A 24640-nucleotide genomic window follows, 5' to 3' on the forward strand; every position below is an offset into this window, starting at 1 on the left:
TAATCCAATGTTTAAAAAGTTTACCCTTATTTGTTCTCTTTGGCTTTTTGGGCCTAGCCAAGGGGAAGGAGTTTTTGAGCCTTATTCCCAAAAAATCCCCGGATCTCAAGTCACTTTTGATATGACTCCTATTCCTGGAGGAACTTTTAAAATGGGATCTGAAAACGGTGATTCAGATGAAAAGCCTAGCCATTCGGTCAAAATTGATCCTTTTTGGATGGGAACCCACGAGGTGACCTGGGATGCATTTGAAATGTTTTTGGACAAAAACTACGAACTAGCTATTTCAGAAGGACCAATCGGAGACATAGTTGATGGTTTGACCAGACCTAGTATTCCTTATTTGGATATGACTTTTGGAATGGGCAAAGAAGGCAAACCAGCCATCGGAATGACTCAATATGGAGCCGTCCAATATTGCCACTGGCTTTATTTGAAAACTGGCATCTTCTATAGACTTCCGACAGAAGCTGAGTGGGAATATGCTGCGAAAGCTGGTACTGACACTCCCTATTTCTTCGGAACTGATGCTTCACAAATGAGAGAATATGCCTGGACCAAAGAAAATTCCGAAGAATTAACCCATACCGTAGGCACCAAAAAGCCAAACCCTTGGGGATTGTACGACATTTATGGAAATGTGCTTGAATGGACTGCAGATCAATATGATCCTGAGTTTTATGCGATTTCACCAGAAGAAAATCCATTGAATCCATCCAGTGAATTGTATCCGAGAGTGGTAAGAGGTGGAAGCTATGATACTCCAACTGCAGAAATTACTTCTTCGAAACGATATGTTTCCAGCTCAGATTGGAAGCGAATCGATCCGCAGATTCCAAAAAGTCAATGGTGGTTCCCTGAAGCCCCATTTTTAGGCATGCGACTAGTCAGACCTTTGAACCCTCCAAGCGAGGAGGAAATCAAAGCTTATTATACAGCTGCCCCAATCACTGATTATTAAACCTAAAAACAACCATATTATGAAATTAGAAAACTCAAGAAGAGATTTTATCAAGACCTCCGCATTGGCAACAGGCGGTTTACTTGCCTCCTCATTTGTTCTTCCAGGCGCTTATGCAGCACCAGTAACTGAGCTTAAACTTGCTTTGATCGGATGCGGCGGTCGTGGTACTGGAGCTGCTTTTCAAGCTTTAAACACTGGCCACAATATCAAATTGGTCGCTATGGCTGATGCCTTTAGAGATCGCCTTGACGGGGCTTACAAACCTTTGATCGAAAAGTATGGCAAAGATGTCATCACAGTTTCTGAGGATAAGAAATTTGTAGGGTTTGATGCCTACAAACATGCTATCGCAGAAGCAGATGTTGTGATCTTGGCTACGCCTCCTGGATTCCGTCCAATGCATTTTGAAGAGGCAGTGAAGCAAGGAAAGCAGATTTTCATGGAAAAGCCGGTTGCAGTCGATGCGGCAGGTATCCGTCAAGTCTTGAAAGCTGCTGAAGAGGCAAAAGCCAAAAAATTGAACGTAGTGGTAGGGCTTCAGAGACATTACCAGCCAAACTATATCGAAACTATCAAACGAATCCATGACGGTGAAATTGGTGACATCATCAATGGACAAGTTTATTGGAATGATGGCGGTGTTTGGGTAAGAGAAAGACAGCCAGGTCAAACTGAAATGGAATACCAAATGAGAAACTGGTATTACTTCAACTGGCTATGTGGAGATCATATCAATGAACAGCACGTTCACAACATCGATATCGCCAACTGGGTGAAAAAAGGCTATCCGGTAAAAGCAGAAGGTACTGGTGGTAGATTGGTAAGAACTGGCAAAGAGAACGGTGAAATCTTTGACCACCATGTATTGACTTATACTTACGCAGATGGCTCTGTGATTCACAGTGAGTGTAGACACTTCCCAGGCGCTCAAAATAGAGTTGATGAAAGCTTCCAAGGAACCAAAGGAACAGCATATCTAAGTGCCGGTAACTACGGAACTCTGAAAGACTGGAAAGGTAATGTACTTTACGATCACGATAGAAAAAACCAGCCAAACCCTTATCAGGTAGAGCACGATTTGCTTTGGGAAGCGCTTTTCAATGGAGATTACAAATATGCTGATGCTGAAAATGCAGCAAAAAGTACAATGACTGCCATCATGGGTAGATATGCGACATATTCCGGAAAGCCATTAACTTGGGATGAAGCATTAAATGGCACAGTAGAATTGATGCCGGAAACTTTGGCTTGGGATGCAATGCCTAAAGTATTGCCTGGAGAGGATGGATACTATCCACATGCTGTACCTGGAAAAACTAAAGTAATTTAAGCTATGGAAAGAAGAGGATTTATCAAGAAAGTAGGCCTTGGAAGCACCTTGATGGGAGTTTCTGGCGCCATGGCTATGCCGGCTTTTGCCGAAGAGAAAAAAGCAGCACCATTCAACATGGATTTTGCCCCTCACTTTGGAATGTTCAAAAATTCCGCTCCAGGAGGAGTTGTTGACCAATTAAAATTCATGGCAGATCAAGGCTTCCGTTCTATGGAAGACAATGGAATGTTGGGAAGATCTGTGGAAGAGCAAAATCTGATTGCTAAGACCATGGAAGAGCTCGGAATGAGAATGGGAGTTTTCGTAATAGAAGGTGGTGATAACTGGAAAGTCTCTTTAACCACAGGGAAGAAAGAGTTTATGGACACTTTTTTGGATACCTGTCGAAAATCGGTGGAAGTAGCCAAGAGAGTGAATGCAAAGTGGATGACTGTGGTACCTGGGTATTTCGAAAGAAACTTGCCAATGGGAGTACAAACAGCCAATATCATTGAAGCTTATAAAAGAGCATCTGAGATCTTCGAACCGCATGGTTTGGTAATGGTGATGGAGCCTTTGAGTGACAACCCTGATCTTTTCTTAAGACATGCTGACCAATCATTTATGATCTGTAAAGCAGTGGATAGCCCTGCTTGTAAAATCTTGTATGATATCTACCACATGCAGCGAAATGAAGGTAACCTAATCGCTACCATGGAAAAGACCTGGGATGAGATCGCCTACATACAAATTGGAGATAATCCTGGCAGAAAGGAACCAGGAACGGGAGAAATTAATTATGCTAATGTCTTTAAATATATCCACGACAAAGGGTTTAAAGGCATCTGTGGTATGGAACATGGAAATGCTCACCCTGGTAAAGATGGTGAGGCAGCCCTGATTCAAGCCTACAGAGATGTAGACGTTCCTTAATTTAGAAATATGATCAAAAGAAGTATTCTAGCGCTTTCCTTCGGGTTAGCGCTTTTTTCCTGCAAAAAAATCAATCATGAAACTCATCCTGATGCTCCATCAGGTTGGCAATTTTTTGATACTCCAACAGAGGAATCTTTTCGTGGACTCTCTCCAGTAACCGGCGATATCGCTTGGGTAAGCGGTAGTGGTGGTACATGGATGAAAACCCTTGATGGAGGAGACACTTGGACCCATGGAGTTATTGCTGGACTAGATTCAGTTGATTTTCGGTCCATTTTTGGATTTGACGCTGAGACTGCTATTGCTGTTTCAGCCGGTCAACCTGCTGTCATCTACAAAACAAACGATGGAGGGCAAAACTGGGAATTGAAACACCAAGAAGTTGAAGACGCATTTTTAGATGGGATCACTTTCTCTGATCAGAAAACAGGCTTTGTTTTTGGAGATCCTGTCGATGGAAAATGGATGATCCTCAAAACTTTGGATCAAGGAGATTCTTGGACACCAATTGACTCCCTTCCTTTAGCAGCAGATGGAGAAGCAGGCTTTGCTGCCAGTGCATCTTCATTATTGGCTGAAGGAGAAAACATATACCTTGGAAGTGGTGGAACTGAAGCTTCTTTACACATTTCCGCTGATCAGGGAAAGTCATGGTCTAAATTTCCAAGCCCATTGATCCAAGGTGAAGCATCTCAAGGTATTTTTGCCTTGACCTCTACCGGAAATGGAGAATTAATCCTTGTGGGTGGAGATTATCTAGCTCCAGATGAAATTCAGAAAAATGCCGGAATCTTCAGAACAACTGACAACCAGTGGGTAGAATACGAATCTGGTCCCCTGGGATATAGATCAGGGGTACAATATTTCCCTAGATTCAATTGGGTAATTGCAGTAGGAACAAATGGTTCAGATTATTCTAAAGACTATGGGTTGACTTGGAATTCATTCTCTCAGGAAAATTTCCATGCAGTAAAGCTTAGTCTCACGGAAGGAACTATTTGGGCCTCTGGAGGAAAAGGAAAAGTAGCAAAGTTGACATTTTAGCGTCTGATTTCTCAGAGACATTTCTCTCCAAAATTTAGCCTGCATGTTTAAAAATTGTAAAGAATTGAATTTGGATAGCGTAGGATACACCTTATGTCTATTATCTTAGGGTAAAATTTTAACCTACTCATCCCAAAAACCTATACAAATGTTTGAAATCATCCCTTCTATTTGGCTTATCAATGGAAAATGTGTTCGTTTAGAACGAGGAGATTTTGCGACTGAGGAGGTGATTTCCAATAATCCTCTCGAAATAGCCCAGCAATTCGAATCCATAGGGATCAAAAGGTTGCATTTGGTAGACTTGGATGGAGCAAGAAGAGGGGAACCCAAAAACTATCATATTCTTGAAACCATCGCTGGCTATACAGACCTGAAGATTGACTTTACAGGTGGAATTTCTACTGATGGAGATGTCATCAAAAGCTTTGAATTTGGTGCAAAAACTGTCACCATATCTTCTGCAGCTGCCAACTATCCAGAGAGATTTACCCAGTTTATACTTTCCTACGGGAGAGAAAAAATAAACCTTGCTGCCGACACCAATCCTGTTGATTACAAAATAAAAATCAGAGGTTGGTTGAAAAAAACTTCAATTGACCTATTTGACCATATAGGCTTTTTCTACGATAGAGGACTCAAATATTTGAAATGCTCAGATGTGACAAGAGATGGTGTGATGGAAGGACCAAATTTTGAGTTGTTCCAAAAAATCATTGAAAAATTTCCTGAAATTCACTTAGCTGCCAGTGGCGGTGTCAGAGGTATTGATGACTTCAAAAAAATGCGGGATATGGGAATAAAAGCTGCAGTATTCGGAAGAGCTTTTTATGAAGGAAAAATAAGCCTCGAAGACTTGGAAGCTTTCAATAAAGGGCAATAAAAAAGAGGCTTAAGGCCTCTTTTTTATTTTTATCAGTTTGTTTAGTCTGCTTTTAGTTTGTCCACTACATAGAGAAAAATATTAAAAGAAAGAGTAGATGGAACTGGCTCAACTTTCTTTCCCTCTGGATTTAAAACTACTTCCCTTCTAATCGGAGTCGATGGAATAGGCAAAGGAGTCTGTGTAGATTTGTTTGCTGGTGCAATTACCTTAGGAATAATCACTTCCAAACTATGCTGATCTTCAACTAAAGGTCTGTCAACGGATCTATTTACCTCAGGCTCCATCTTCTCTTGCTCATTTTGAGCAAAAGATTCTTCGGCAAAAAGACACATCCCCAACATAGCCCCACATAGAAAGCCTGCTTTTTTAAAAGGAAATGACGAATAATTGAACATTTTCAGAATTGGATTAGCAATAATTAAGCTTTAGGTTTGCAATCAGTTTCTAAAAATAGTAAAATTTTTCTCTATGCAAACGATTGGGTACGAAGATTTCGCCAAAATCGATATTCGAATTGGAACTATAGTACGAACAGAAAATTTTGAGAAAGCCAGAAAACCTGCCTATAAAATTTGGGTAGACCTTGGCCCAGAATTAGGCATCAAGAAATCTTCAGCGCAAGTTACGATCCACTACACACCCGACACCCTTATAGGTCGCCAGGTTGTTTGTGTTGTAAATTTTAAACCAAGACAAATCGCAGACTTTATGTCTGAAATCTTGATAACAGGATTTTCTGATGAGGATGGAGCTATTATCTTAACAAGCTCAGAAAGACCTGTCCCAAATGGTTCGAAACTTCACTAGGCATCAATTTTCACACTATGAGACCAGTTCTGATTTTCTTCTTTTTCTTTATTGGAATTACATTTCAAATTCAAGCCCAGGACACTGTAGAGATTCCAACCTCTCCCAAAACTTTTGAAAGTCAACATTCAGGCACTTTCAATGGTCAAAAGATCAATTACAAATCAATTGTCAAAGAGACTTTTCTCAAAAATTCAAAAGGAGAAAGCTCTGCTTCCATGTGGAGTACTTCCTACTTGAGAGAGGGAGTCGATCCAAAATTCCGACCTATTACCTTTATTTTCAATGGAGGCCCGGGATCCGCCTCAATTTGGCTTCATATGGGATTTTTTGGTCCCAAAGTAGTAAAGGTTGATTCCAAAGCTGAATCTGATGATGGAGCAGCTCCATATCAGTTTGTGGATAATCCCCAAGCTTTGTTGGACATAACGGATCTTGTTTTCATTGATCCAATAGGGACTGGATTTAGCCATGTGATTGGCAATGGAAAAAATGAGGACTATTGGGGTTTGAACGAAGACGCAGAATCCATTGCACAGTTTATTAGAATCTGGCTGAGGGAAAACAAAAGATGGCAATCGCCAAAATTTCTTGCAGGAGAAAGCTTTGGCACCACCCGTGCTGCCAAGCTTGCTGAGGTTTTGGAAGGTGATGGTCAAAGTGTATCCTTAAATGGAATCATCCTGATTTCTCAGGCATTGGATTATCAAGGTTCCTCCTCATGGCAAGACAATTTGATTTCAAATTTTACTTATTTGCCTTCCATGGCCGTGACGGCTCAATTTCATGGAAAAGCTGGCGAAGGAAAAACAATAGAACAATTCGCTCAAGAAGCACGTGATTTCGCTTACACTGAATATCTACCGTCCATTTTCAAAGGAGAACTTCAATCCCAGTCTGAAAAAGTAGCAATCGCAGAAAAATTGGCCTACTTCACCGGTTTAGAGAAATCCTACATCCTTCAATCGGACAATTCCATTTTGATGCACCGATTCAAAAAAGAATTGTTAAAAGATGAAGGAAAAGCTATTGGGACTTTAGATGGTCGATTCGCCGCTGTGGAAACCGACCAAGTGGCAGAAGGCCCTGTTTTGGGTGATCCAAGCGATTACATGACAGAGGGCGCTTATACGGCAGCTTTTAATCAATATTTGCTAGAAGATCTCGCTGTAGACCTGGAAAAGCCATATCTATCCTCCAATGGACAAATAGGAAGTGCATGGAGATGGAGACCTGTACCAGATGGGCGGTATTGGGAACCTACTTATGTCAGCACAGCCCGCTCACTCAGCGAAGTAATGCATAGAAATACCGCTCTGAAAGTGATGGTTGCAAATGGTTATTATGATTTGATTACTCCCTTTTTTGATGCGGAATACACCTTTGCCCGATATGACTTTCCACAGGAACGAATTGAAATGAAGTATTACGAAGCAGGACATATGATGTACAATAGGCAAGAGGATTTTGATGCTCTTGCTCAAGACATCAGATCGTTTATTCAAGGCATTTTACAAAAGGATTAAGCTTCCTTTTCCTTTAAAAGAGGTAAAAGTTCATCCAAATATTCACGATTATTTGCTAGGCGAGGTACCTTATTTTGTCCGCCTAGCTTTCCTTTTTTTCTTAGCCAGCTTTCAAAAAGTCCTTCCTGAGCTATATGGACAATTGGCTCAGATAGGGCAAGCCCCTTGTACCTTTTAGCGTCATAATCAGAATTGATTTCCCTAAGTTGAGTATCTAATAGTTCCTTGAATTTTTCCTCATCAATAGGGTGAGTTTTGAATTCTACAATCCACTCATGAGCCCCTTTGGACCCGCTTTGATCAAAATAAACTGGAGCTGCGGTAAAGTTCACAATAGTGGCTTGAGTTTGTTCTGCGGCAAAAGCAATTGCCTTCTCAGCATTCTCTACGATTACTTCTTCACCAAAAGCGTTGATAAAATGCTTGGTTCGGCCTGAAATCCTAAACCGGTAGGGTGTGGTCGATGAAAATTTGACGGTATCCCCAATTTTATACCTCCACAGGCCTCCATTGGTTGAAATAAGGATCGCATAATTTTTTCCTACTTCTACATCCTGCAAAGGCACGACAGTGGGATCTTCTTCCCCCCATTCGTCCATAGGGATAAATTCATAAAAAATTCCGTAGTCCAACAGCAATAACAATTCGTCAGATTCTGGTCTATCCTGAATTCCAAAAAACCCTTCAGAGGCATTATAGGTCTCCATATACCTCATCTTTTCAGATGGAATCAATTCTTTGAATAGGGAACGATAGGGGCCAAAGGCAACAGCTCCGTGGAAGAATACCTCCAAATTTGGCCAAACTTCCAGAATGTGTTTAGCACCTTTGATTTCAAGAATACGCTTCATCAAAACCACGGTCCAGGTAGGTACTCCTGCAATGCTGACCACATTTTCGTCCATGGTCTCCCGAGCCATTTTTTCAATTTTGGTCTCCCACTCACTCATTAGAGCAGTTTCTAAAGATGGAGTCCTCATAAACTGGACCCAAATGGGCAAATTCTGCATCATTACTGCCGAGATATCTCCCGCCTTGGCAGTTCCTTGAGGATTTAATGGATTTCTTTCAAGCGTCCCGCCTATCGTCAGACTTTTCCCAGAAAACAATTTTGAATCAGGGAAATTATTGACATAAATAGACACCATGTCCTTCCCTCCCTTGTAATGACATTCTTGTAGGCTCTCTTCTGAAACAGGGATGTATTTACTTCTACTGGAAGTAGTCCCAGATGACTTGGAAAACCATTCGATTTCCGAATTCCAAAGTACATATTGCTCACCGGCCATTACCCGATCGATGTAGGGCTTGATCCCATCATAATCCAAAATCGGTACTTGTCTGGCAAAATCTTGATAACTTTTGATTGATGAAAATCCAAACTCCTTTCCGAAAGTAGTCTTTCTTCCAGCCTCCACTAATTCCCAAAAAATTTCATCTTGAACCTGAACTGGGTTCTTTTTGAAATTATCTATCTGACCCAGCCTGTTTTTAAAAATCCAGGTCATGAAGCTATTCAGAACTTCCATTTTTTAATTAAAAATTTTACGTTTTAGCTCAAACTGACTTCCCAAGTAAACCTTTCTCACCTGCTCATCAGCTGCCAACTCCTCTGCAGTACCAGCTTTCAGAAGTTTACCTTCGAACATCAAATAGGCTCGATCAGTGATAGACAAAGTTTCATTTACATTGTGATCAGTAATCAAGATGCCAATGTTTTTGGTTTTCAGTTTGGCTACGATTGTTTGGATTTCCTCCACCGCTATGGGGTCTACGCCGGCAAAAGGTTCATCCAACAATACAAATTTTGGGTCTACCGCTAAGGCTCTGGCAATTTCAGTCCTTCTTCTTTCACCTCCGGACAGCACCATTCCGAGATTTTTACGAACATGGGTAAGGCTAAACTCCTCCAAAAGGCTCTCAACTTTCTCTTTTTGCTGCTGCTTTGGCATATTGGTCATTTCCAATACAGCCATGATATTCTCCTCAACAGTCAACTTTCGGAATACGGAAGCTTCCTGAGCCAAATAACCAATCCCTTGCTGAGCACGTTTGTACATGGGAAGGCTGGTGATATTTTCATTTTCCAAAAAGATATTTCCTTCATTGGGCTGGATCAATCCTACAATCATGTAGAAAGAAGTGGTCTTCCCCGCTCCATTGGGGCCCAAAAGTCCTACAATTTCACCTTGCTCGACTTCCACAGAAATATCATTGACGACACGTCTTCCTTTGTAGATTTTGACCAAATGTTCTGCCCGAAGTTTCATCTTTAATCAAATTTGATGTCTTTCACATAGAGTTGCAAGCTACTCTTATCTCTAAAAAAATTCTCCCTCATTTCTCCCACAATGTCAAATCGCATTCTGCTGCGCAGCATATCTACTGTGGTCAAATCAGGGTCTTTGGCTCTGTCGGCCATTCCAAATCCCAAACAAACAGGAGTCGTCACTTGACCGTCTTGCACAATCTTGAAACGAAGATGTTTGTCTTTCAGAACCACTACATCCTCAGCATATACATTGGAGATCCGGAAAATCGGCTCTGGATTTCCAGGACCAAACGGCGCCATCTGACGGAGAATGTTATGGAATTTATAATTGATCTGATCCAAAAGCAATTCATCATCTACCTCAATGACTGGCTTGCGATGGATTTCTTCGATTCTTCTTTTGACGACCTGCTCAAACTTTTCCTGAAAAGCTGGCACTTTATCCACAGACAAAGTCAAGCCTGCGGCATATTTATGCCCCCCAAATTGATCCAGCAATTCAGAGCATTCGGCAATAGCCTCATAAATATCAAAATCTACCACAGAACGGGCACTTCCCGTAGCCTTGGCATTGGATTCCGTCAAAATGATAGTTGGACGATAATATTTTTCGATGCATCGACTGGCAACAATTCCGATCACTCCTTTGTGCCAATCTTCTTTAAAAAGCACGGTAGAATTCCACTCAGCATCCTCTTCGCGTGAAGCGATCATTTCAAAGGCTTCTTTGGTAATATTCTCATCAAAATTCCTTCGGGTCGCATTGACTTCATCTACCAGTTTTGCACGCTCAATCGCCTCTTCCAAATCTGTTGAAATCAACAATTCCACAGAAGCCTTGGCATGCTCCAATCTTCCTGAAGCATTTATTCTTGGCCCGATTTTAAAGACGATATCAGAGATCCCTATTTCCTTCTCAATCTTACTTCTAAGAATCAAGGCTTTCAAGCCCGCTCTAGGAGTATTATTAATCCGGTCCAATCCATAAAAAGCCAAAATCCGATTTTCACCGGTGATAGGAACGATGTCCGCAGCAATACTTACCACCAAAAGGTCCAAATAAGCATAAAGCCCAGATTCCTCCATTCCCTTCTTTTTGGCAAAAGCCTGAATCAGCTTAAATCCAACTCCACATCCACTCAACTCCTTGTATGGATAGGCACAATCTTGTCTTTTGGCGTCCAAAACTGCTATCGCCTGAGGCAATTCATCTCCGGGAGTATGGTGATCACAAATGATGAAATCTACTCCCAGTTCTTTTGCGAGATTGACTTTATCAATGGCCTTAATTCCACAGTCCAAAGCGATAACGAGGCCAAAATCATTTTCAGCGGCATGTCTTACTCCTCTTTCAGAAATACCATAGCCTTCCTTGTATCGGTCAGGGATGTAAAAATCCACATGGGGATAATTGGCTTTCAAAAAACTATAAACCAAAGCAACAGCGGTGGTCCCATCCACATCATAATCCCCATAGACCAGAATCTTTTCCTCCCGGTTGATAGCCAATTCGATCCGGTCCACTGCAGCTTGCATATCCTGCATTAGGAAAGGGTCATGCAGCTGACTTAAGGTAGGTCGGAAATAATCCTTTGCCTGGTCAAAACTCTCCACTCCACGATTGATCAACATATTCGCCAAAGTAGGATTCACATTGATCTCTTTGCCTAGTTTTTCAACGGCAAATTGTGAGGCTTTGGGCTTTTGCTTCCAGACGTACTCCATTTGGCTAAATTACGAAAGTATTTGGGATAGATTCCGCCCAAAATCAGAGGGCAATAGAGAATCAAGCGTAGAATCCGGGAAAAAGTTTCAGAGATTCTAGCTCTTTGTTTTCCGATACTGAAACCAGAAATAGCCCGGAAAAATCAAGGCCTTGAGCTTCCAGTCATTTTTCTCCTTGATGCTCAGTGAATTATCCTCATGAACAACTCGATACATTTTGCCAGCCAAAAGGCAATGACCAATCAAAAGTGCAAAGACAATTGCGTAAATAACCAACTCTTGCATCTTAAGCTTTTTTAAGAACTAAAGCCGCCCATTGGTTCTTTTCAGAGGTCTTTTGGAGCTTAAATCCCAAGGGTTCGGCCACTTCCATAAGATCAGCGATATCACCTGTGTAAAATCCGCTCAAAAGTAAATTCCCTTCCGACTTGACCAGAGAAGCATACACTTCCAGCTCGTCTAAGAGAACATTCTTATTAATATTAGCTAAAACAATGTCATAGGTTCCTTCTGGCTTTACCTCCCGGATAGTACCCAGTCCCATTTGAATGGAAAGATCATTGAGAGCAAAATTTTCATTTCCATTCTCCACACACCAATCATCGATGTCGAAAGCCTTCACCTCGTTTGCTCCTAACAAATGAGCCATAATGGCCAAGATTCCAGTCCCAGAACCCACATCCAAAACTCTTTTTCCCTGATGATCGATTTCTCCTTGCAGTCGAAGCATCTGAAAAGTAGTAGCATGATGCCCTGTCCCAAATGACATTTTCGGGTTGATGACGATCTCATGCTTGAAACCCTCTCGAGCTGGGTGAAAAGATGCTCTGACATAGACCAAGTCATCTACAGCAATTGGATCGTAATTTTTTTCCCACTCTTCATTCCAATTGACTTTAGCCACTTGGCCTTCGGTGATGGTAATTTGAGCAGGTGCTTTATAGGTATTGATGACTTCCTCAAATGCCGCTCTGTCAAAAGAATCAGAAGGGGCATAAACTTCAATTCCCTCCTCAGTCTCGAGGAAGGAATCAAAGCCAATTTCAGAAAGTTCTGCAATCAGGATTTCCCGGAATTCCTCCAGGCATTTGATTTTAAACTCCAGGTAATCCATGTTATTAGTATGATTTAACGATATCGATAAAGTCTCTTGATTTCAAAGAAGCTCCTCCGATCAAACCTCCGTCAACATCTGGTTTGGATAGCAATTCAACGGCATTGTCAGGCTTCATGCTTCCTCCATAAAGGATAGAAATTTCAGCAGCCACATCTTTACCATATTTTGCACCCAAATGTCTTCTCAATGCAAAATGCATTTCTTGAGCTTGATCAGCAGTAGCAGTTTTACCAGTTCCGATAGCCCAGATTGGTTCGTAAGCAATTACAACTTTTTGGATATCTTCTGCACTCAAATCAAATAGAGAGTCAGTCAATTGGAATTTCACATTCGGCTCATGAGTTCCAGCTTCTCTGATTTCCAAAGACTCACCGCAGCAGAAAATTGGAATCAATCCATTTTCCAAAGCTTTCTTCACTTTTACACTCAAAAGCTCATTGTCTTCCTTGAAATATTCTCTTCTCTCAGAGTGACCAATGATGACATATTCTGCTCCAAATGAAGCGATAATATTTGCAGATACCTCTCCAGTATATGCCCCTGAATCTTTATCAGAGCAGTTTTGGGCTCCAACAAAAACCCCTGGAGTATCACCTATTAGTTTTTTAACAGGAAAAATATGAGGGAATGGTGGATTCAAAACAACAGTTACATCTGAGATTTTTTCATCCTTATACATGTTGACAATTTCGGAAGTCAATTTTTGTCCCTCATCCAGGGTCAAGTTCATTTTCCAGTTGCCGGCAATGATCTTCTTTCGCATAGTGGTAGTAAAATTTATTAGGTTTGAGTTTATCAAATAGGTAAAATCGAATAAAAGTAAGGAAAATGTCCGGTTGGCGAAAAAATAACCCCTCACCGTCCATAAAAAAGTCTTGGTCACAAGATGAGGCAAAAGAGAAGCTCTCAAACTATTGTGCCTACCAAGAAAGATGCATCTGGGAGGTAAGAAGAAAGCTATTTGAAAAGGGTATTTCTGGAGAAATTGAGGATCAACTCATTGACTATCTTATCGATGAAAAATTCCTGGATGAAGAGCGATACGCGAAATCCTTTGCCAGAGGAAAATTTAGACTGAAGAAATGGGGCCGAAATCGTATCAAAATAGAGCTGAAAATGCGCCAAATTCCCGAAAACTTGATACGCAAAGGATTATCTGAAATTGATCCAGAAGAATACTATGACACTCTTCTTTCCGAAACCGAGAAAAAATGGGAAAAGACTCATGAATCGGACCTGTACAAAAAGCGTTTTAAGGTTGTTGGATATTTGATGCAAAAAGGATTTGAACAAGATTTGATTCAGGAAGCAATTGATAGCATTCAGCCCGGGTAAGAAAGGGTAATCTCGAACACCGAATGATGAATTTTGAATATCGAAGTTCGGGAAAGGCACTTCTATCATCTATGAACTATGGTCTAATTTCAATCTTCAAATTTTGGAATAAAATCACTCACAATTTTCGCCGAAAGCAAAGACAGCGGAATACCCCCTCCAGGGTGAACGGAACCTCCACAGAAATATAGATTTTTAATCGATGAGGAGTAGTTCGCATGTCTCAAAAATGCCGCAAATTTATTATTGGAGCTATTGCCATACAGAGCTCCCTGAGCACTTGAAGTTTTGATTTCAATCAGTCTTGGATCCAAAACCTCCTCCACTTCTATCAAAGACTCTAAGTCGGTTTTTAGAACCCTATTAATTTTAGAAATCATATTTTTTCTCGCTTCCACTATCAACCCATCCCAATCCTGGCCTTGGTTATTGGGGACATTAATCATGGTAAACCAATTCATACAGCCTTCTGGAGCATCATCCGGCTTACAAACAGATGTGATATTGATATAAACAGTGGGGTCATGGTAAATTGACCCTTTTTGAAAAATGTGCTCAAATTCAGTTTTGTAGTTTTCAGAAAACAGAATATTGTGAAGACCTAACTCCTTAAACTCTTTCTTGATTCCCCAATAAAAAATCAGAGCCGAACTGGATTTGGGTTGATTAAGGAGGCGTTTGGGTTGTTTTTGTTTCTTTAAGATGGTTTTATAAGCATTGACCATATCCATATTATTCACTACCAGATCAGAATTGTACTGTTTCCCATTTGCCAAAACTCCAACTGCTTTCCCTTTTTCAACCAAAACCTCATCTACTTTGGAGTTGAAATGATAGTTTACCCCCAAATCCTTGCTGAGTTGAAACAAGCTCAAGGTAATATCATGCATTCCTTTTTTGGGAAAATAGGCGCCGATATTAAACTCCAAGTGGGGAATGATATTTAAAGTTGCAGGAGTCTGGTAGGGGTCAGATCCATTGTAAGTTGCATATCGATTGAAAAGCTGCACCAATTTGGGGTTTTCAAACAGCTTCTTATTGGCTTGGTTCATAGTAGAAAAAATTCCAAGCCTTCCCATCTTAGCATAGGACCTCAATGCCTCTGCTCCGGTCCAGGTACTCATTTGATGTAAAGAGCGATGCATAAAAAGTGGAGCCAAATGCTCATATATAAAAGAAGAGTCTTTTAAGGCCTTTCGAATATTTGTTGCCGGCTCTCCCAATTTAGTCTCAACTTCCTCAGCAAAGCGATTGATATCGGCCCAAGCCTGAATCCTTTTGCCATCCTCCCAAAAATAATGACAGGTCACTTCCAGCTTTTGGTAGTCAAAATGGTCCTTTGCATTCTTTCCTGCCAAATGAAATAACTCCTCCACTTGCTCTGGCAATGTAAAAAGCGAAGGACCTGCATCGAATCGATATCCTCCTTTTCGGATTTCAGACAACTTTCCTCCAGAATAGGAATTGGCTTCAAAAACCTTCACTTGATATCCCTTCACTGCAAGGCGAATTGAGGCAGCAATGCCTGCTATTCCCGAACCGATAATCAAAGCAGTTTTATTCATATTCCTAAAAATGATAAGCTAAAGTAAGGTGAAAGAATTAGACAATAAACCAAAGCAAATTGTTCAGTTAAATATTTCAATGTCTCTATAAAATAAAAGGATACAGTTTTAACTAATAAAATATCCACTTGTAACATTTTTAGAAATAATTATTTCAAAACCATTTTTTTGTATATGAAAAACATTTAATATTGATTAATAAAACCCGACATTATGAAAAAAACTTTTATCTCAAGCTTTTTGGGATTAGCGATCTCAGGCTTGCTTTTAGCTTCTTGTAGCCAGATGGCTAGCTATGAAAATGAAGATCTTGCTTTGGAACAAGCCAGAGCAGACAAGGCGGGATTCACTTTGAGTCCTTATGGAACCAATAATGAAAATTTAAGAACCTATGAAGACCTTTCATGGGAAACAGAATGTATAACCGATCAAAATGATACTTGGTTTGAGAAAATATTGACAGGGTCAGCTCCAGCTTTAGGAGAAGTATCTGCCACTATCTACAATACCCCAACCCATCTGGTTTATGAGTTTAGTGGACAAAATTTAGAATTAGTTAAACTTGTAGATAACAATGGAGCAGTCGTTACAAATCCATATTCAGTAGAACTTCCTGCCGGCTGGAAGGCCGGGGATGAAATGATTCAAGTATTTTATTTAGCAAAACAAGCTACAGGAGGACAAAGCAATCCTTCAGGTAACTCCACAACTATTTCAACTTCCTACAATCTAGTAGGAATATGTACTGAAACAACTATTTCTGATGAACCTGAAGGCCCTATTTGCACTGATGAAGTTTTCTCTATTACTGCAAGTGTATCTTCTTATGGAGACTTTAGTGGTGGTATGATTCAAATTTGGGATGCAAGCGATGCTATTGTAGCATCTGCCGATGTAACGGATTTGGTAAATTCAGTCACATACGATTTTTCTTCTGGAACTGCTGGAACCTATTCTTTCTCAGCTCACTATGTTGGAGATGGATCTAATGGATATAATGATAGTAAGTCTGATCCAATTAATGTTGAAGTGATAGAATGTGGTGATTGTGATGAGGAATCCTTTTCCTACGATGCAAATGTTGTAGGAACAGATTTAGTGAATATCGTTTTTACTTATGATGCTGAAACAGCTTTGGAAAACGCAGAAGTCAAATTCACTTTCCCTCAAATCCAAAATCTCAGTGTAGGCGAAACTTATTCTGCGCCTGATGGAAAATCCTATTTAGTAAATAATAGTGGAAATAACACTGTGTTCACATGGATTGGAGACATTGGCTGCACAGATTTAACTGCTGTAACTTTTGAGTTTGAGGTAATGGCTGAATGCAATGCGAGTGGAAAAGCTGAAATTTGGACAAGTGCATCTGTTAACGGTATTGGAGTGAAAAATGAAGAAACTCCAAATATTAGATTCTTCTGTACCACACAAAAAATTGAAGAGTCAGATGAAGATTAAATAAAAATAAAAAACCACCCCTGAACCCAAATTCAGGGGTGTTTCTTTTTCTACCCAAACCGAAATTTTTCCGTCTAGAAAAAGCTTTATCTCTAGCCTTTTACTTTTCCTACTTTAGAGCTTTAAACCAATTCTTTATTTGATGAAAAAGCATTTTCTATGGGGGCTTTCCTTCTTTGCGCTCGCTTGCTCCACCAAAACTGAAACCAAAGTTGAAGCACCTCAACTCTCTGGAAATCCTATTTTTGAAGGTTGGTATGCTGATCCCGAAGGAGTTGTATTTGGTGATGAATACTGGGTTTATCCTACTTTTTCAGCGAAATACAAAGAACAATTACATTTCGATGCATTCTCATCCAAAGACTTGGTGACATGGGAGAAGCATGCAAATATCCTAGACACAGCTGCCATCCAATGGGCCAGACAGGCCATGTGGGCTCCTGCGGCTATCGAAAAGGATGGGAAATATTATCTATTCTTCTCAGCCAATGACATTCAAACTCCTGAGCGTTCCAGTTATGACCCTAACAATGATATTAACCACTTTGGAGGAATTGGAATCGCAGTAGCAGACAATCCTGGTGGGCCATTCAAGGACTATCTGGGAGAGCCTTTGTTATCTGAATTCTATAATGGTGCTCAGCCAATCGATCAATTTGTATTTAAGGATGTAGATGGAACTCATTACTTCTTTTATGGAGGTTGGGGACACTGTAACCTTGGAAAATTGAATGCTGACTTCACCGGTTTTGAACCTTGGGAAGATGGTGAACTTTTTCATGAAATCACTCCAGAAGGCTATGTGGAAGGCCCATTCATGTTCTTGAGAAATGGAACCTATTATCTGATGTGGTCGGAGGGTGGCTGGACCAATGAAAGCTACAAAGTAGCCTACGCCATGTCTGATTCTCCAGTGGGACCTTTTGAACGTGTGGGAACCATCCTGGAAAGAGATAGCATCGCAACCGGAGCAGGACACAATTCTGTGATCCAAAAACCTAATTCAGACGAATGGTATATGGTCTATCACAGAAGGCCGATTCCAAATGAGGACAGAGATCATCGTGTGACTTGTATCGATGTGATGGAATTCAATTCCGATGGCACCATCAAACCAATTGTGATGACATTTGAAGGAGTGGCAGCGAATCCGATTGATTGAAATTTAAAGTATAAAATCCCAAAAGGTAAAAAGTATGAAGGCTAAATGGTTTCGTGAAGACACGAAACCTGGCAATAGTTTGAAAGCTGAAATTTTGGCTTCGTGAGGACACAAAGCCTGGCAGATTTAAATTTTTTGAGTTCCTCAGAATTTGCAATTCCGAAGAGCAATAGCTTCGTGTGACACGATGCCAGGCGGAATGAAGAATAAATCAAAAAAGCCTTGAGATTTAATTTCTCAAGGCTTTCTAGTATCCATGTCGTTGTAAGTGTCTACACTTACAACTTATTAAATCTTTTCAAAAATCCTTCTGAAGCTGGTTGCTTCAGCGATTCGACCATGCAATTCAGAGATGGAAACTCTTTCTTGCTCGGTGGTATCTCTATGACGGATAGTGACAGTGTTGTCTTCCAAAGTCTGATGATCCACTGCGATACAGAAAGGTGTACCGATCAAATCCTGACGGGTGTATCTCTTTCCGATTGAAGCCGCATCTTCATAAATGATATTGAAATCATACTTCAACATTTCCACGATTTCCTGAGCTTTCTCCGGCAAACCATCTTTCTTGGTAATAGGAAGGATAGCTGCTTTCACTGGTGCAATCGCAGGATGGAATTTCAAATAAGTTCTGCTTTTCTCTTCAGTCTTTTCTTCAGTGAAGGCATTGCAAAGGGTCAACAAGAACAAACGGTCCGCTCCAATGGAAGTCTCAATCACATAAGGAATGTAGTTCTGATTGATTTCCGGATCGAAGTATTGTTGCTTCTTCTTGGAGAATTCTTGGTGAGATTTCAAATCGAAATCAGTTCTGGAGTGAATCCCTTCCACTTCTTTGAAACCGAATGGGAATTCATATTCGATATCCATGGCAGCATTGGCATAGTGAGCCAGCTTCTCATGGTCATGCTTTCTCAGCTTCTCAGCAGGAGTTCCCAAAGCCAAATGCCAGTTCATACGTGTTTCAGCCCATTGCTTGTACCATTCCAATTCGGAACCAGGACGTACAAAGAATTGCATTTCCATCTGCTCAAACTCACGCATTCGGAAGATAAACTGACGGGCAACAATTTCATTTCTGAATGCTTTACCAATCTGGGCAATCCCGAAAGGAACTTTCATTCTGGCAGTTTTCTGAACATTCAGGAAGTTCACAAAAATCCCCTGAGCTGTCTCTGGACGTAGGTAGATAGTAGAAGCATCTTCAGCCACAGAACCCACTTGAGTTGAGAACATCAAGTTGAACTGACGAACATCAGTCCAATTGGTAGTTCCACTGATCGGACAGGCGATTCCGGTGTTCACGATCAAATCACGAACTCCAGCCAAGTCTTCCGCTTCTAGCAATCTTGCCAAAGCGGCAGTCAATGCTTTTGCCTCGTCTTCTTTTCCTTCTTTTTCCAGTTTGGCAGCATGCTCCTCAACCAACACATCGGCGCGATAGCGCTTCTTGCTGTCTTTGTTGTCGATCATAGGATCATTGAAAGAATCCACGTGACCGGAAGCTTTCCAGGTAGTCGGATGCATAAAAATCGCTGCATCGATCCCCACGATATTGCCATGAAGACGAGTCATGGTTTCCCACCACAGACGTTTCAGGTTGTTTTTCAACTCAACCCCATAAGCCCCATAATCATAAACGGCCTGCAAGCCATCATAGATTTCAGAACTTGGGTATACAAAACCATACTCTTTGGCATGGGAAATAATATCTTTCAATTGGGCGTTTTCCGCCGGAGTTGCTGTCTTTGCCATAGGGCGCAAAAATAAAGAAACAAATTGATTTGGAGGAAGAGAAATGGAAAATCAAGCCTTTGAAAAGCAAAATCAGGTGGTAAATGGATTAAGTATTCAGTTTGAGGTAAATAGATTCAATATTTTCATGGGTTCTTAATAAAAAATCCCGCCTCTTTCGAAGCGGGATTTTAAGATTTCTGATTTCAGCTCTTTGAATCACTTTTTGCTTTCAGCTACCGCGTGATGGGCAGCTCTCGCAGCAAAAGCCATATATGTCAAAGAAGGGTTTTGTGTAGAAGTAGAGGTCATCGACGCCCCATCTGTCACATAGACATTAGGAACTGCATGCAATTGATGGTTCGCATTGAGCAAGGATGTTTTAGGGTCTTTCCCCATTCTTACGCCTCCCATTTCATGGATATCCAATCCCGGTCGTCGATGATCGTCATTCACACGAATATTGGTGAATCCGGCCTTTTCGAACATATCAGACATTTGCTCCTGATAGTCCTTGATCATTTTCTCATCATTGTCATCATAATCGATATTGATGCTCAATAATGGCATGCCCCACTCATCTTTTTGAGTCGGATCCAACTTCACATAGTTACTTTCCTTCGGAATGGTCTCACCCATCATGTGTGATCCCACATACCATGGTCCATATTGATCAGGATTCAGCAAATTGTTTTTAAGATCCATTCCCAATGCTTCGGTATTGGGTCTTACACCACGGCTTGCAGAAAATCCTGCCGCATATCCTCTCAAGAAGTCTGTTTCTTGCTTGTGAACATTTCTAAATCTTGGGAAATAGCCGCTTGTCGGTCTTCCTCCAGATGTGGTGTATTCTGTATGTCCTTCATGAATTCCAGAAACCTGCGCTCTATAGTTATGGAAAGCAACATACTTACCTAAAAGGCCATTGTCATTACCCAAACCATTCGGGAATCGGTTGGAAGTGGAGTTCATCAAGACCAAATTGGAGTTCAAAGCAGCGGCATTTAAGAAAATCACATCTGCATAGAATTCCTCCACTTCTTTGGTCAGTCTATCGATGACTCTGACACCGGTGGCTTTTCCTTTTTCCTCATCATAGATAATAGATTCGACCACAGCATCTGGTCTGAGTGTCAAATTTCCTGTTTTCAAAGCCCAAGGAATTGTCGATGAATTGGAACTAAAATAGCCACCAAAAGGACACCCTCTTTGGCAAAGGTTTCTGTTTTGACACATAGTTCGGCCCTGCTGGGCATAAAAATCCACATTGCCATGAATGTGCGCACATCTGGCAGAAATCAAATGTCTGTCGCCTCCATAATGCTTCTTCAGCTGATCCGCAAAGTGCTTTTCAACGATATTCAGATCATAGCCTGGCAAAAACTCACCATCAGGAAGCACGTCGATTCCATCTTTGAAACCAGAAACTCCGGCGAATTTCTCCACGTGACTATACCACTTTTCCAGATCCTTGTATCGGATTGGCCAATCCACAGCAAAGCCATCTCTTGCAGGTCCTTCAAAATCCAAGTCAGACCATCTTTGTACCTGACGGGCCCAAAGCAGGGATTTCCCTCCTACTTGATAACCACGAATCCAGTCAAATGGTTTTTCCTGAACGTAGGGATGCTCCTGATCTTTCACGAAAAAATGCATGGCATCTTCCCGGAACGCATAGCAGCGACTGACTACTGGATTGTCTTTTTTGATATCCTCAGGAATCTGACCTCGATGCTCAAATTCATAAGGAAGCATATTCGTTGTCGGATAATCTTTGACATGCTCTACATTCCGGCCTCGCTCCAACATCAAAGTTTTGACACCCAAATCGCACAGCTCTTTAGCGGCCCAGCCTCCGCTGATACCGGAGCCGATCACGATGGCTTCATAAGTTCTTTCTTGTTTGTTGCGAATGTTCAGATTAGCCATTGATGCGAGGTTTTTGGATGTCGGAGATCAAAACAGCCCCATTGTAAGGACCAGGAATTAAAGAATATGGGATAACTTCTGTTTGGATATATTCTGAAGCCATATAGCCTTGAATAGTCAATCTCTTCGTGTTGTTTAGGAAAAATGCGATATCCTTTTGCTTTTGTCCGGCTTCTGAATCATCACCTTCCAAAGTCAGACCGTCTTGAATTTTAGCTTCTCTTTCTTTCGCAGAAAGTCCAGCAAAACCAGACCCTGCAAATTCAGGGAATGCTTTTAGTCCATTAACAAATTTCCCTTGAGCTTCTTCGGTGTAGCAATCATTGACCATCACCAGAATAAAATCGGGAACGGCAATATCCAAGGCTCCTTTGATCTCTCCGGAAGGAATTATTGTATTGGAAACCACTCCCAAGAGTTCTTTTTGGGAAGCAGTAACTTTTAATTTCTCATAAGCGGCAAGAATATCATCGCTACTAAAATCACAGGAAGGAATCAGGGCAAGTCCTCCTGAGATTAATGCGATATGCCGCAAGGCATGACGTCTGTTCATAGGTAATTGGTAGGGGTTTATTAGCAAATTGACCGAGAAAGTAGGGATATTTTTCTTCAAAAACCCATTTTTCCCGGTCAATTCAAATAATCGGAATTTTATTTGGTCAAGACTCCCAATTCTGCCAAGGTTGCTGGGTTTCCATCGGCAGTTTTTACAGCTTTGATTTTGATCCATTTAGCTGGAGTACTATCAAAACGAATCTTCTGCTCGATGGGACTATTCACTACATTGGAAAATTCTCCGCTTGCTACTTCTTTCCAGTTTTTTCCATCCGAACTTACTGAAAATGCATAGTTGGTAATATGTCCGCTTGGATATCTAGCCTGCATTGGGAAATAGCTAAATCCTTGAATCTCGATGGTTTCTCCCAGATCAACGATCAACTCATTGCTTTTCGTAGTCACATAGGAGTGGATATTTTCATCTAAAGCTTTCTCACCGTTTTCAGCCTTCGTTTCCCATTTTGCTTTCGGGTAATCCAAGTCCACTCGCTTCGAATCACTAGCTTTTCCTGAAACAGGGTCATAAGTGATGGTTTGTAATGTAATGGCTTCATCCACTTGAATTGGCGCAGTAAATTTCTGAGAAGAATTGCTTGGTGCAGATCCATCTGTAGTAAAGTAAATTTCTAGCCCTTCGTCCGGAGATACCAATGTCAAAAGACCAGATTTGTCTCTTTTCACATCCGGGGCCAAAAGCAATTTTGGGGCATAGTAAACTCCCACTTCGGAAATCACCGGAATACCTTTTCCATCTTCGAAATTCACTCTGATTTTTTCAGCTGTCACATCTGGGAATCTCAAAATTCTCTTGTATCCAACAGTGGTACCTTCAGCGATTTTTTCCCAGCTTCCATCCACTTCTTTTTCCAAAGTGAAAGCCTTCACTCGCTGACCTAATGGTGTATACTCCTGCAATAAAAGACGGTTGAAAGAAGTCTCTTTTCCGAAATCTAACTCCAAGCTAGCTTTTGCTCCGGCACCATCTTCCAAAGTCCAGTAGGTTTCATAGTCTCCGTCCTTAGCCATTTCTGCCTCATAGCCAAAGCCACGATCAGCACTTGCAGAAGCTGAAGCCTGAAGTGCCAAATTAGTTGCAAAGTCTTCTTTGACCTTGGCAGCCATTTTCAAGATTGCTGCTTCATCATTCTCATGAATCAAACCTCTGGTATCCACTGGGAAGTTGATCAACAAGGAAGAGTTTTGTCCAATACTTTTATAAAAAATCTCCATCAAATCCGGAAGAGACTTCACCATATGGTCTTCGTATTTATGATAATACCATCCTGGGCGGATACTTACGTCCGCTTCACCAGGCACCCAATAGTTTCCATTCTCCTGACCCGGAGCCCACTTTTGAGAATATTCAGGCATCCCTGCATAAATAGAATCTCTTTCCAAATTGGACCAAGTAGTCTCATAGGCGAACCCATGCTCATTTCCGATCCATCTTACATCGGGACCTCCATCTCCAAAAATCATGGCAGTGGGTTGAAGTTCTCTCACTAACTCGATGACAGATGGCCATTGATAATATGATTTCTTGTCTACTTTTCTGCTTTCATTGGCACCGCCGTACCAGCCGTCACCTCCATTGGCTCCATCAAACCAAACCTCACTGATTTCACCATAGTTGGTCAAAAGTTCAGTTAGCTGGTTTTTCATATAGGTCCTGTATTCCGGTTTTCCGTAATCAGGATGGTTTCTATCCCAAGGAGAATAATAAATTCCCACTTTCAAACCATATTCTCGACAAGCGTCTACAAACTCTCTTACCAAATCACCCTTTCCATCTCTCCAAGGGCTATTTTTCACAGAATGCTCTGTGTATTCAGAAGGCCATAAAACAAAGCCATCATGATGCTTGGCCGTAATGATCAATTGCTTCATACCAGCCTCTTTGGCAATTCTTGCCCATTGTCTGGCATCCAGTTCAGTCGGATTAAATTGCTCCGGTTTTTCATCTCCAAAACCCCATTCTCTATCAGAGAAGGTATTCATATTGAAGTGAACAAAACCATAAAATTCCAAATCCTGCCAAGCGATCTGACGCTCATGAGGAATAGGTAAAATGGGTTCTGGTGCAGGAGCCTTTTCCTGGCAATAACTTAATCCTAAAGCCAATAGAGGCCAAGCATATCTTTTCATGTATTTCAAATTTTAGGGCGTTTTACCTAAATTAAAGTAAAATTTAAAGCAAGTGATGGATAGATTTTTAAAATTATTTAAAAATGGAAAAAACTTCCCCACCATTCAGAGAATAAAAAATTATCCAGATCCCCAATTATGAAATTAATTTCAAGCTGATCGATA

22 protein-coding genes are annotated in these 24640 nt (G+C 41.0%); 10 read left to right on the forward strand and 12 right to left on the reverse strand.

The window, feature by feature from the left end; all coding sequences use genetic code 11:
* Positions 1–7 precede the first annotated feature (7 nt).
* The 5 genes from O0V13_RS01735 to O0V13_RS01755 all read left to right on the forward strand — a co-directional run bounded on the left by O0V13_RS01735 (position 8) and on the right by O0V13_RS01755 (position 5139).
* Positions 8–961 carry a formylglycine-generating enzyme family protein gene (locus tag O0V13_RS01735; protein WP_268033269.1) on the forward strand — a complete coding sequence of 318 codons (954 nt, stop codon included), beginning with the start codon at positions 8–10 and terminating at the stop codon, positions 959–961.
* Positions 962–980: 19 nt separating this feature from the next.
* The gene (locus O0V13_RS01740) at positions 981–2294 is read left to right on the forward strand and encodes a Gfo/Idh/MocA family oxidoreductase (protein WP_268033270.1); all 1314 of its coding nucleotides are present in this window, start codon (positions 981–983) and stop codon (positions 2292–2294) included.
* 3 nt (positions 2295–2297) lie between these two features.
* The gene (locus tag O0V13_RS01745) at positions 2298–3209 is read left to right on the forward strand and encodes a hydroxypyruvate isomerase family protein (RefSeq protein ID WP_268033271.1); all 912 of its coding nucleotides are present in this window, start codon (positions 2298–2300) and stop codon (positions 3207–3209) included.
* A 9-nt stretch (positions 3210–3218) separates the two neighbouring features.
* Positions 3219–4256 carry a YCF48-related protein gene (locus O0V13_RS01750; RefSeq protein ID WP_268033272.1) on the forward strand — a complete coding sequence of 346 codons (1038 nt, stop codon included), beginning with the start codon at positions 3219–3221 and terminating at the stop codon, positions 4254–4256.
* Positions 4257–4404: 148 nt separating this feature from the next.
* Positions 4405–5139 carry a 1-(5-phosphoribosyl)-5-[(5-phosphoribosylamino)methylideneamino]imidazole-4-carboxamide isomerase gene (locus O0V13_RS01755; protein WP_268033273.1) on the forward strand — a complete coding sequence of 245 codons (735 nt, stop codon included), beginning with the start codon at positions 4405–4407 and terminating at the stop codon, positions 5137–5139.
* A 41-nt stretch (positions 5140–5180) separates the two neighbouring features.
* Here O0V13_RS01755 and O0V13_RS01760 read toward each other — a convergent pair whose 3' ends face one another.
* Positions 5181–5537 carry a hypothetical protein gene (locus tag O0V13_RS01760; RefSeq protein ID WP_268033274.1) on the reverse strand — a complete coding sequence of 119 codons (357 nt, stop codon included), beginning with the start codon at positions 5535–5537 and terminating at the stop codon, positions 5181–5183.
* Between the two features lie 73 nt (positions 5538–5610).
* Here O0V13_RS01760 and O0V13_RS01765 point away from each other — a divergent pair, with 73 nt between their 5' ends.
* Together O0V13_RS01765 and O0V13_RS01770 are read left to right on the forward strand one after the other, a co-directional pair.
* A complete protein-coding gene (locus tag O0V13_RS01765; RefSeq protein WP_268033275.1) occupies positions 5611–5949 on the forward strand; it encodes a tRNA-binding protein in 339 nt (112 codons plus the stop codon).
* A 17-nt stretch (positions 5950–5966) separates the two neighbouring features.
* Entirely contained in the window at positions 5967–7475 is a 1509-nt protein-coding gene (locus O0V13_RS01770; protein ID WP_268033276.1) for a S10 family peptidase, read from the forward strand.
* On the opposite strand, the gene O0V13_RS01775 is transcribed toward O0V13_RS01770, so the two are convergent.
* The 6 genes from O0V13_RS01775 to tpiA form a co-directional block, all read right to left on the reverse strand.
* Positions 7472–9004: a GH3 auxin-responsive promoter family protein gene (locus O0V13_RS01775; protein WP_268033277.1), complete on the reverse strand. Its 1533-nt coding sequence runs from the start codon at positions 9002–9004 to the stop codon at positions 7472–7474. The two genes, O0V13_RS01770 and O0V13_RS01775, sit on opposite strands and share 4 nt — an antisense overlap.
* Before the next feature lie 3 nt (positions 9005–9007).
* Entirely contained in the window at positions 9008–9745 is a 738-nt protein-coding gene (lptB, locus tag O0V13_RS01780; RefSeq protein WP_268033278.1) for an LPS export ABC transporter ATP-binding protein, read from the reverse strand.
* A 2-nt stretch (positions 9746–9747) separates the two neighbouring features.
* Positions 9748–11472: a single-stranded-DNA-specific exonuclease RecJ gene (gene recJ, locus O0V13_RS01785; RefSeq protein ID WP_268033279.1), complete on the reverse strand. Its 1725-nt coding sequence runs from the start codon at positions 11470–11472 to the stop codon at positions 9748–9750.
* Positions 11473–11568: 96 nt separating this feature from the next.
* Entirely contained in the window at positions 11569–11757 is a 189-nt protein-coding gene (locus O0V13_RS01790) for a hypothetical protein (RefSeq protein ID WP_073571387.1), read from the reverse strand.
* Position 11758: 1 nt separating this feature from the next.
* On the reverse strand, positions 11759–12586 hold the full coding sequence (prmA, locus tag O0V13_RS01795; RefSeq protein WP_268033280.1) for a 50S ribosomal protein L11 methyltransferase: 828 nt from the start codon (positions 12584–12586) through the stop codon (positions 11759–11761).
* 4 nt (positions 12587–12590) lie between these two features.
* Positions 12591–13352: a triose-phosphate isomerase gene (gene tpiA / locus O0V13_RS01800; protein ID WP_268033281.1), complete on the reverse strand. Its 762-nt coding sequence runs from the start codon at positions 13350–13352 to the stop codon at positions 12591–12593.
* A gap of 65 nt (positions 13353–13417) precedes the next feature.
* Here tpiA and O0V13_RS01805 point away from each other — a divergent pair, with 65 nt between their 5' ends.
* A complete protein-coding gene (locus O0V13_RS01805; protein WP_268033282.1) occupies positions 13418–13924 on the forward strand; it encodes a regulatory protein RecX in 507 nt (168 codons plus the stop codon).
* 89 nt (positions 13925–14013) lie between these two features.
* Here O0V13_RS01805 and crtD read toward each other — a convergent pair whose 3' ends face one another.
* A complete protein-coding gene (gene crtD / locus O0V13_RS01810) occupies positions 14014–15489 on the reverse strand; it encodes a 1-hydroxycarotenoid 3,4-desaturase CrtD (protein WP_268033283.1) in 1476 nt (491 codons plus the stop codon).
* Positions 15490–15702: 213 nt separating this feature from the next.
* Between crtD and O0V13_RS01815 the strand changes: the two genes are divergently transcribed.
* Together O0V13_RS01815 and O0V13_RS01820 are read left to right on the forward strand one after the other, a co-directional pair.
* Positions 15703–16947 (forward strand): Ig-like domain-containing protein, encoded by a 1245-nt coding sequence (locus O0V13_RS01815; protein ID WP_268033284.1) that lies wholly within the window; start codon positions 15703–15705, stop codon positions 16945–16947.
* Between the two features lie 142 nt (positions 16948–17089).
* Positions 17090–18109, forward strand: a complete 1020-nt coding sequence (locus O0V13_RS01820; protein WP_268033285.1) for a glycoside hydrolase family 43 protein — start codon at positions 17090–17092, stop codon at positions 18107–18109.
* 288 nt (positions 18110–18397) lie between these two features.
* Here O0V13_RS01820 and O0V13_RS01825 read toward each other — a convergent pair whose 3' ends face one another.
* From O0V13_RS01825 to O0V13_RS01840, 4 genes are all read right to left on the reverse strand, one after another.
* Positions 18398–19864: a glycine--tRNA ligase gene (locus O0V13_RS01825; RefSeq protein WP_268033286.1), complete on the reverse strand. Its 1467-nt coding sequence runs from the start codon at positions 19862–19864 to the stop codon at positions 18398–18400.
* Positions 19865–20062: 198 nt separating this feature from the next.
* Complete coding sequence (locus tag O0V13_RS01830) at positions 20063–21772, reverse strand: GMC oxidoreductase (RefSeq protein ID WP_268033287.1); 1710 nt, start codon at positions 21770–21772, stop codon at positions 20063–20065.
* Positions 21765–22325 carry a gluconate 2-dehydrogenase subunit 3 family protein gene (locus O0V13_RS01835; protein ID WP_268033288.1) on the reverse strand — a complete coding sequence of 187 codons (561 nt, stop codon included), beginning with the start codon at positions 22323–22325 and terminating at the stop codon, positions 21765–21767. Before O0V13_RS01835 ends, O0V13_RS01830 begins: the two co-directional genes overlap by 8 nt.
* 98 nt (positions 22326–22423) lie before the next feature.
* On the reverse strand, positions 22424–24475 hold the full coding sequence (locus O0V13_RS01840; protein ID WP_268033289.1) for an alpha-L-fucosidase: 2052 nt from the start codon (positions 24473–24475) through the stop codon (positions 22424–22426).
* Between the last annotated feature and the right edge of the window lie 165 nt (positions 24476–24640).

The organism is Algoriphagus sp. PAP.12, assembly GCF_026652115.1.
In the GTDB taxonomy this organism is placed as follows: domain Bacteria; phylum Bacteroidota; class Bacteroidia; order Cytophagales; family Cyclobacteriaceae; genus Algoriphagus.

Excerpts from the sequence above, each read along its gene's own strand:
- lptB (WP_268033278.1), bottom strand. The coding sequence starts at position 9,745 with ATGAAACTTCGGGCAGAACATTTGGTCAAAATCTACAAAGGAAGACGT.
- O0V13_RS01805 (WP_268033282.1), top strand. The coding sequence starts at position 13,418 with ATGTCCGGTTGGCGAAAAAATAACCCCTCACCGTCCATAAAAAAGTCT.
- prmA (WP_268033280.1), bottom strand. The coding sequence starts at position 12,586 with ATGGATTACCTGGAGTTTAAAATCAAATGCCTGGAGGAATTCCGGGAA.
- O0V13_RS01835 (WP_268033288.1), bottom strand. The coding sequence starts at position 22,325 with ATGAACAGACGTCATGCCTTGCGGCATATCGCATTAATCTCAGGAGGA.
- O0V13_RS01775 (WP_268033277.1), bottom strand. The coding sequence starts at position 9,004 with ATGGAAGTTCTGAATAGCTTCATGACCTGGATTTTTAAAAACAGGCTG.
- crtD (WP_268033283.1), bottom strand. The coding sequence starts at position 15,489 with ATGAATAAAACTGCTTTGATTATCGGTTCGGGAATAGCAGGCATTGCT.
- O0V13_RS01770 (WP_268033276.1), top strand. The coding sequence starts at position 5,967 with ATGAGACCAGTTCTGATTTTCTTCTTTTTCTTTATTGGAATTACATTT.
- O0V13_RS01840 (WP_268033289.1), bottom strand. The coding sequence starts at position 24,475 with ATGAAAAGATATGCTTGGCCTCTATTGGCTTTAGGATTAAGTTATTGC.
- O0V13_RS01735 (WP_268033269.1), top strand. The coding sequence starts at position 8 with ATGTTTAAAAAGTTTACCCTTATTTGTTCTCTTTGGCTTTTTGGGCCT.
- O0V13_RS01815 (WP_268033284.1), top strand. The coding sequence starts at position 15,703 with ATGAAAAAAACTTTTATCTCAAGCTTTTTGGGATTAGCGATCTCAGGC.
- O0V13_RS01760 (WP_268033274.1), bottom strand. The coding sequence starts at position 5,537 with ATGTTCAATTATTCGTCATTTCCTTTTAAAAAAGCAGGCTTTCTATGT.
- O0V13_RS01755 (WP_268033273.1), top strand. The coding sequence starts at position 4,405 with ATGTTTGAAATCATCCCTTCTATTTGGCTTATCAATGGAAAATGTGTT.
- O0V13_RS01790 (WP_073571387.1), bottom strand. The coding sequence starts at position 11,757 with ATGCAAGAGTTGGTTATTTACGCAATTGTCTTTGCACTTTTGATTGGT.
- O0V13_RS01740 (WP_268033270.1), top strand. The coding sequence starts at position 981 with ATGAAATTAGAAAACTCAAGAAGAGATTTTATCAAGACCTCCGCATTG.
- O0V13_RS01745 (WP_268033271.1), top strand. The coding sequence starts at position 2,298 with ATGGAAAGAAGAGGATTTATCAAGAAAGTAGGCCTTGGAAGCACCTTG.
- O0V13_RS01820 (WP_268033285.1), top strand. The coding sequence starts at position 17,090 with ATGAAAAAGCATTTTCTATGGGGGCTTTCCTTCTTTGCGCTCGCTTGC.
- tpiA (WP_268033281.1), bottom strand. The coding sequence starts at position 13,352 with ATGCGAAAGAAGATCATTGCCGGCAACTGGAAAATGAACTTGACCCTG.
- O0V13_RS01765 (WP_268033275.1), top strand. The coding sequence starts at position 5,611 with ATGCAAACGATTGGGTACGAAGATTTCGCCAAAATCGATATTCGAATT.
- O0V13_RS01825 (WP_268033286.1), bottom strand. The coding sequence starts at position 19,864 with ATGGCAAAGACAGCAACTCCGGCGGAAAACGCCCAATTGAAAGATATT.
- recJ (WP_268033279.1), bottom strand. The coding sequence starts at position 11,472 with ATGGAGTACGTCTGGAAGCAAAAGCCCAAAGCCTCACAATTTGCCGTT.
- O0V13_RS01750 (WP_268033272.1), top strand. The coding sequence starts at position 3,219 with ATGATCAAAAGAAGTATTCTAGCGCTTTCCTTCGGGTTAGCGCTTTTT.
- O0V13_RS01830 (WP_268033287.1), bottom strand. The coding sequence starts at position 21,772 with ATGGCTAATCTGAACATTCGCAACAAACAAGAAAGAACTTATGAAGCC.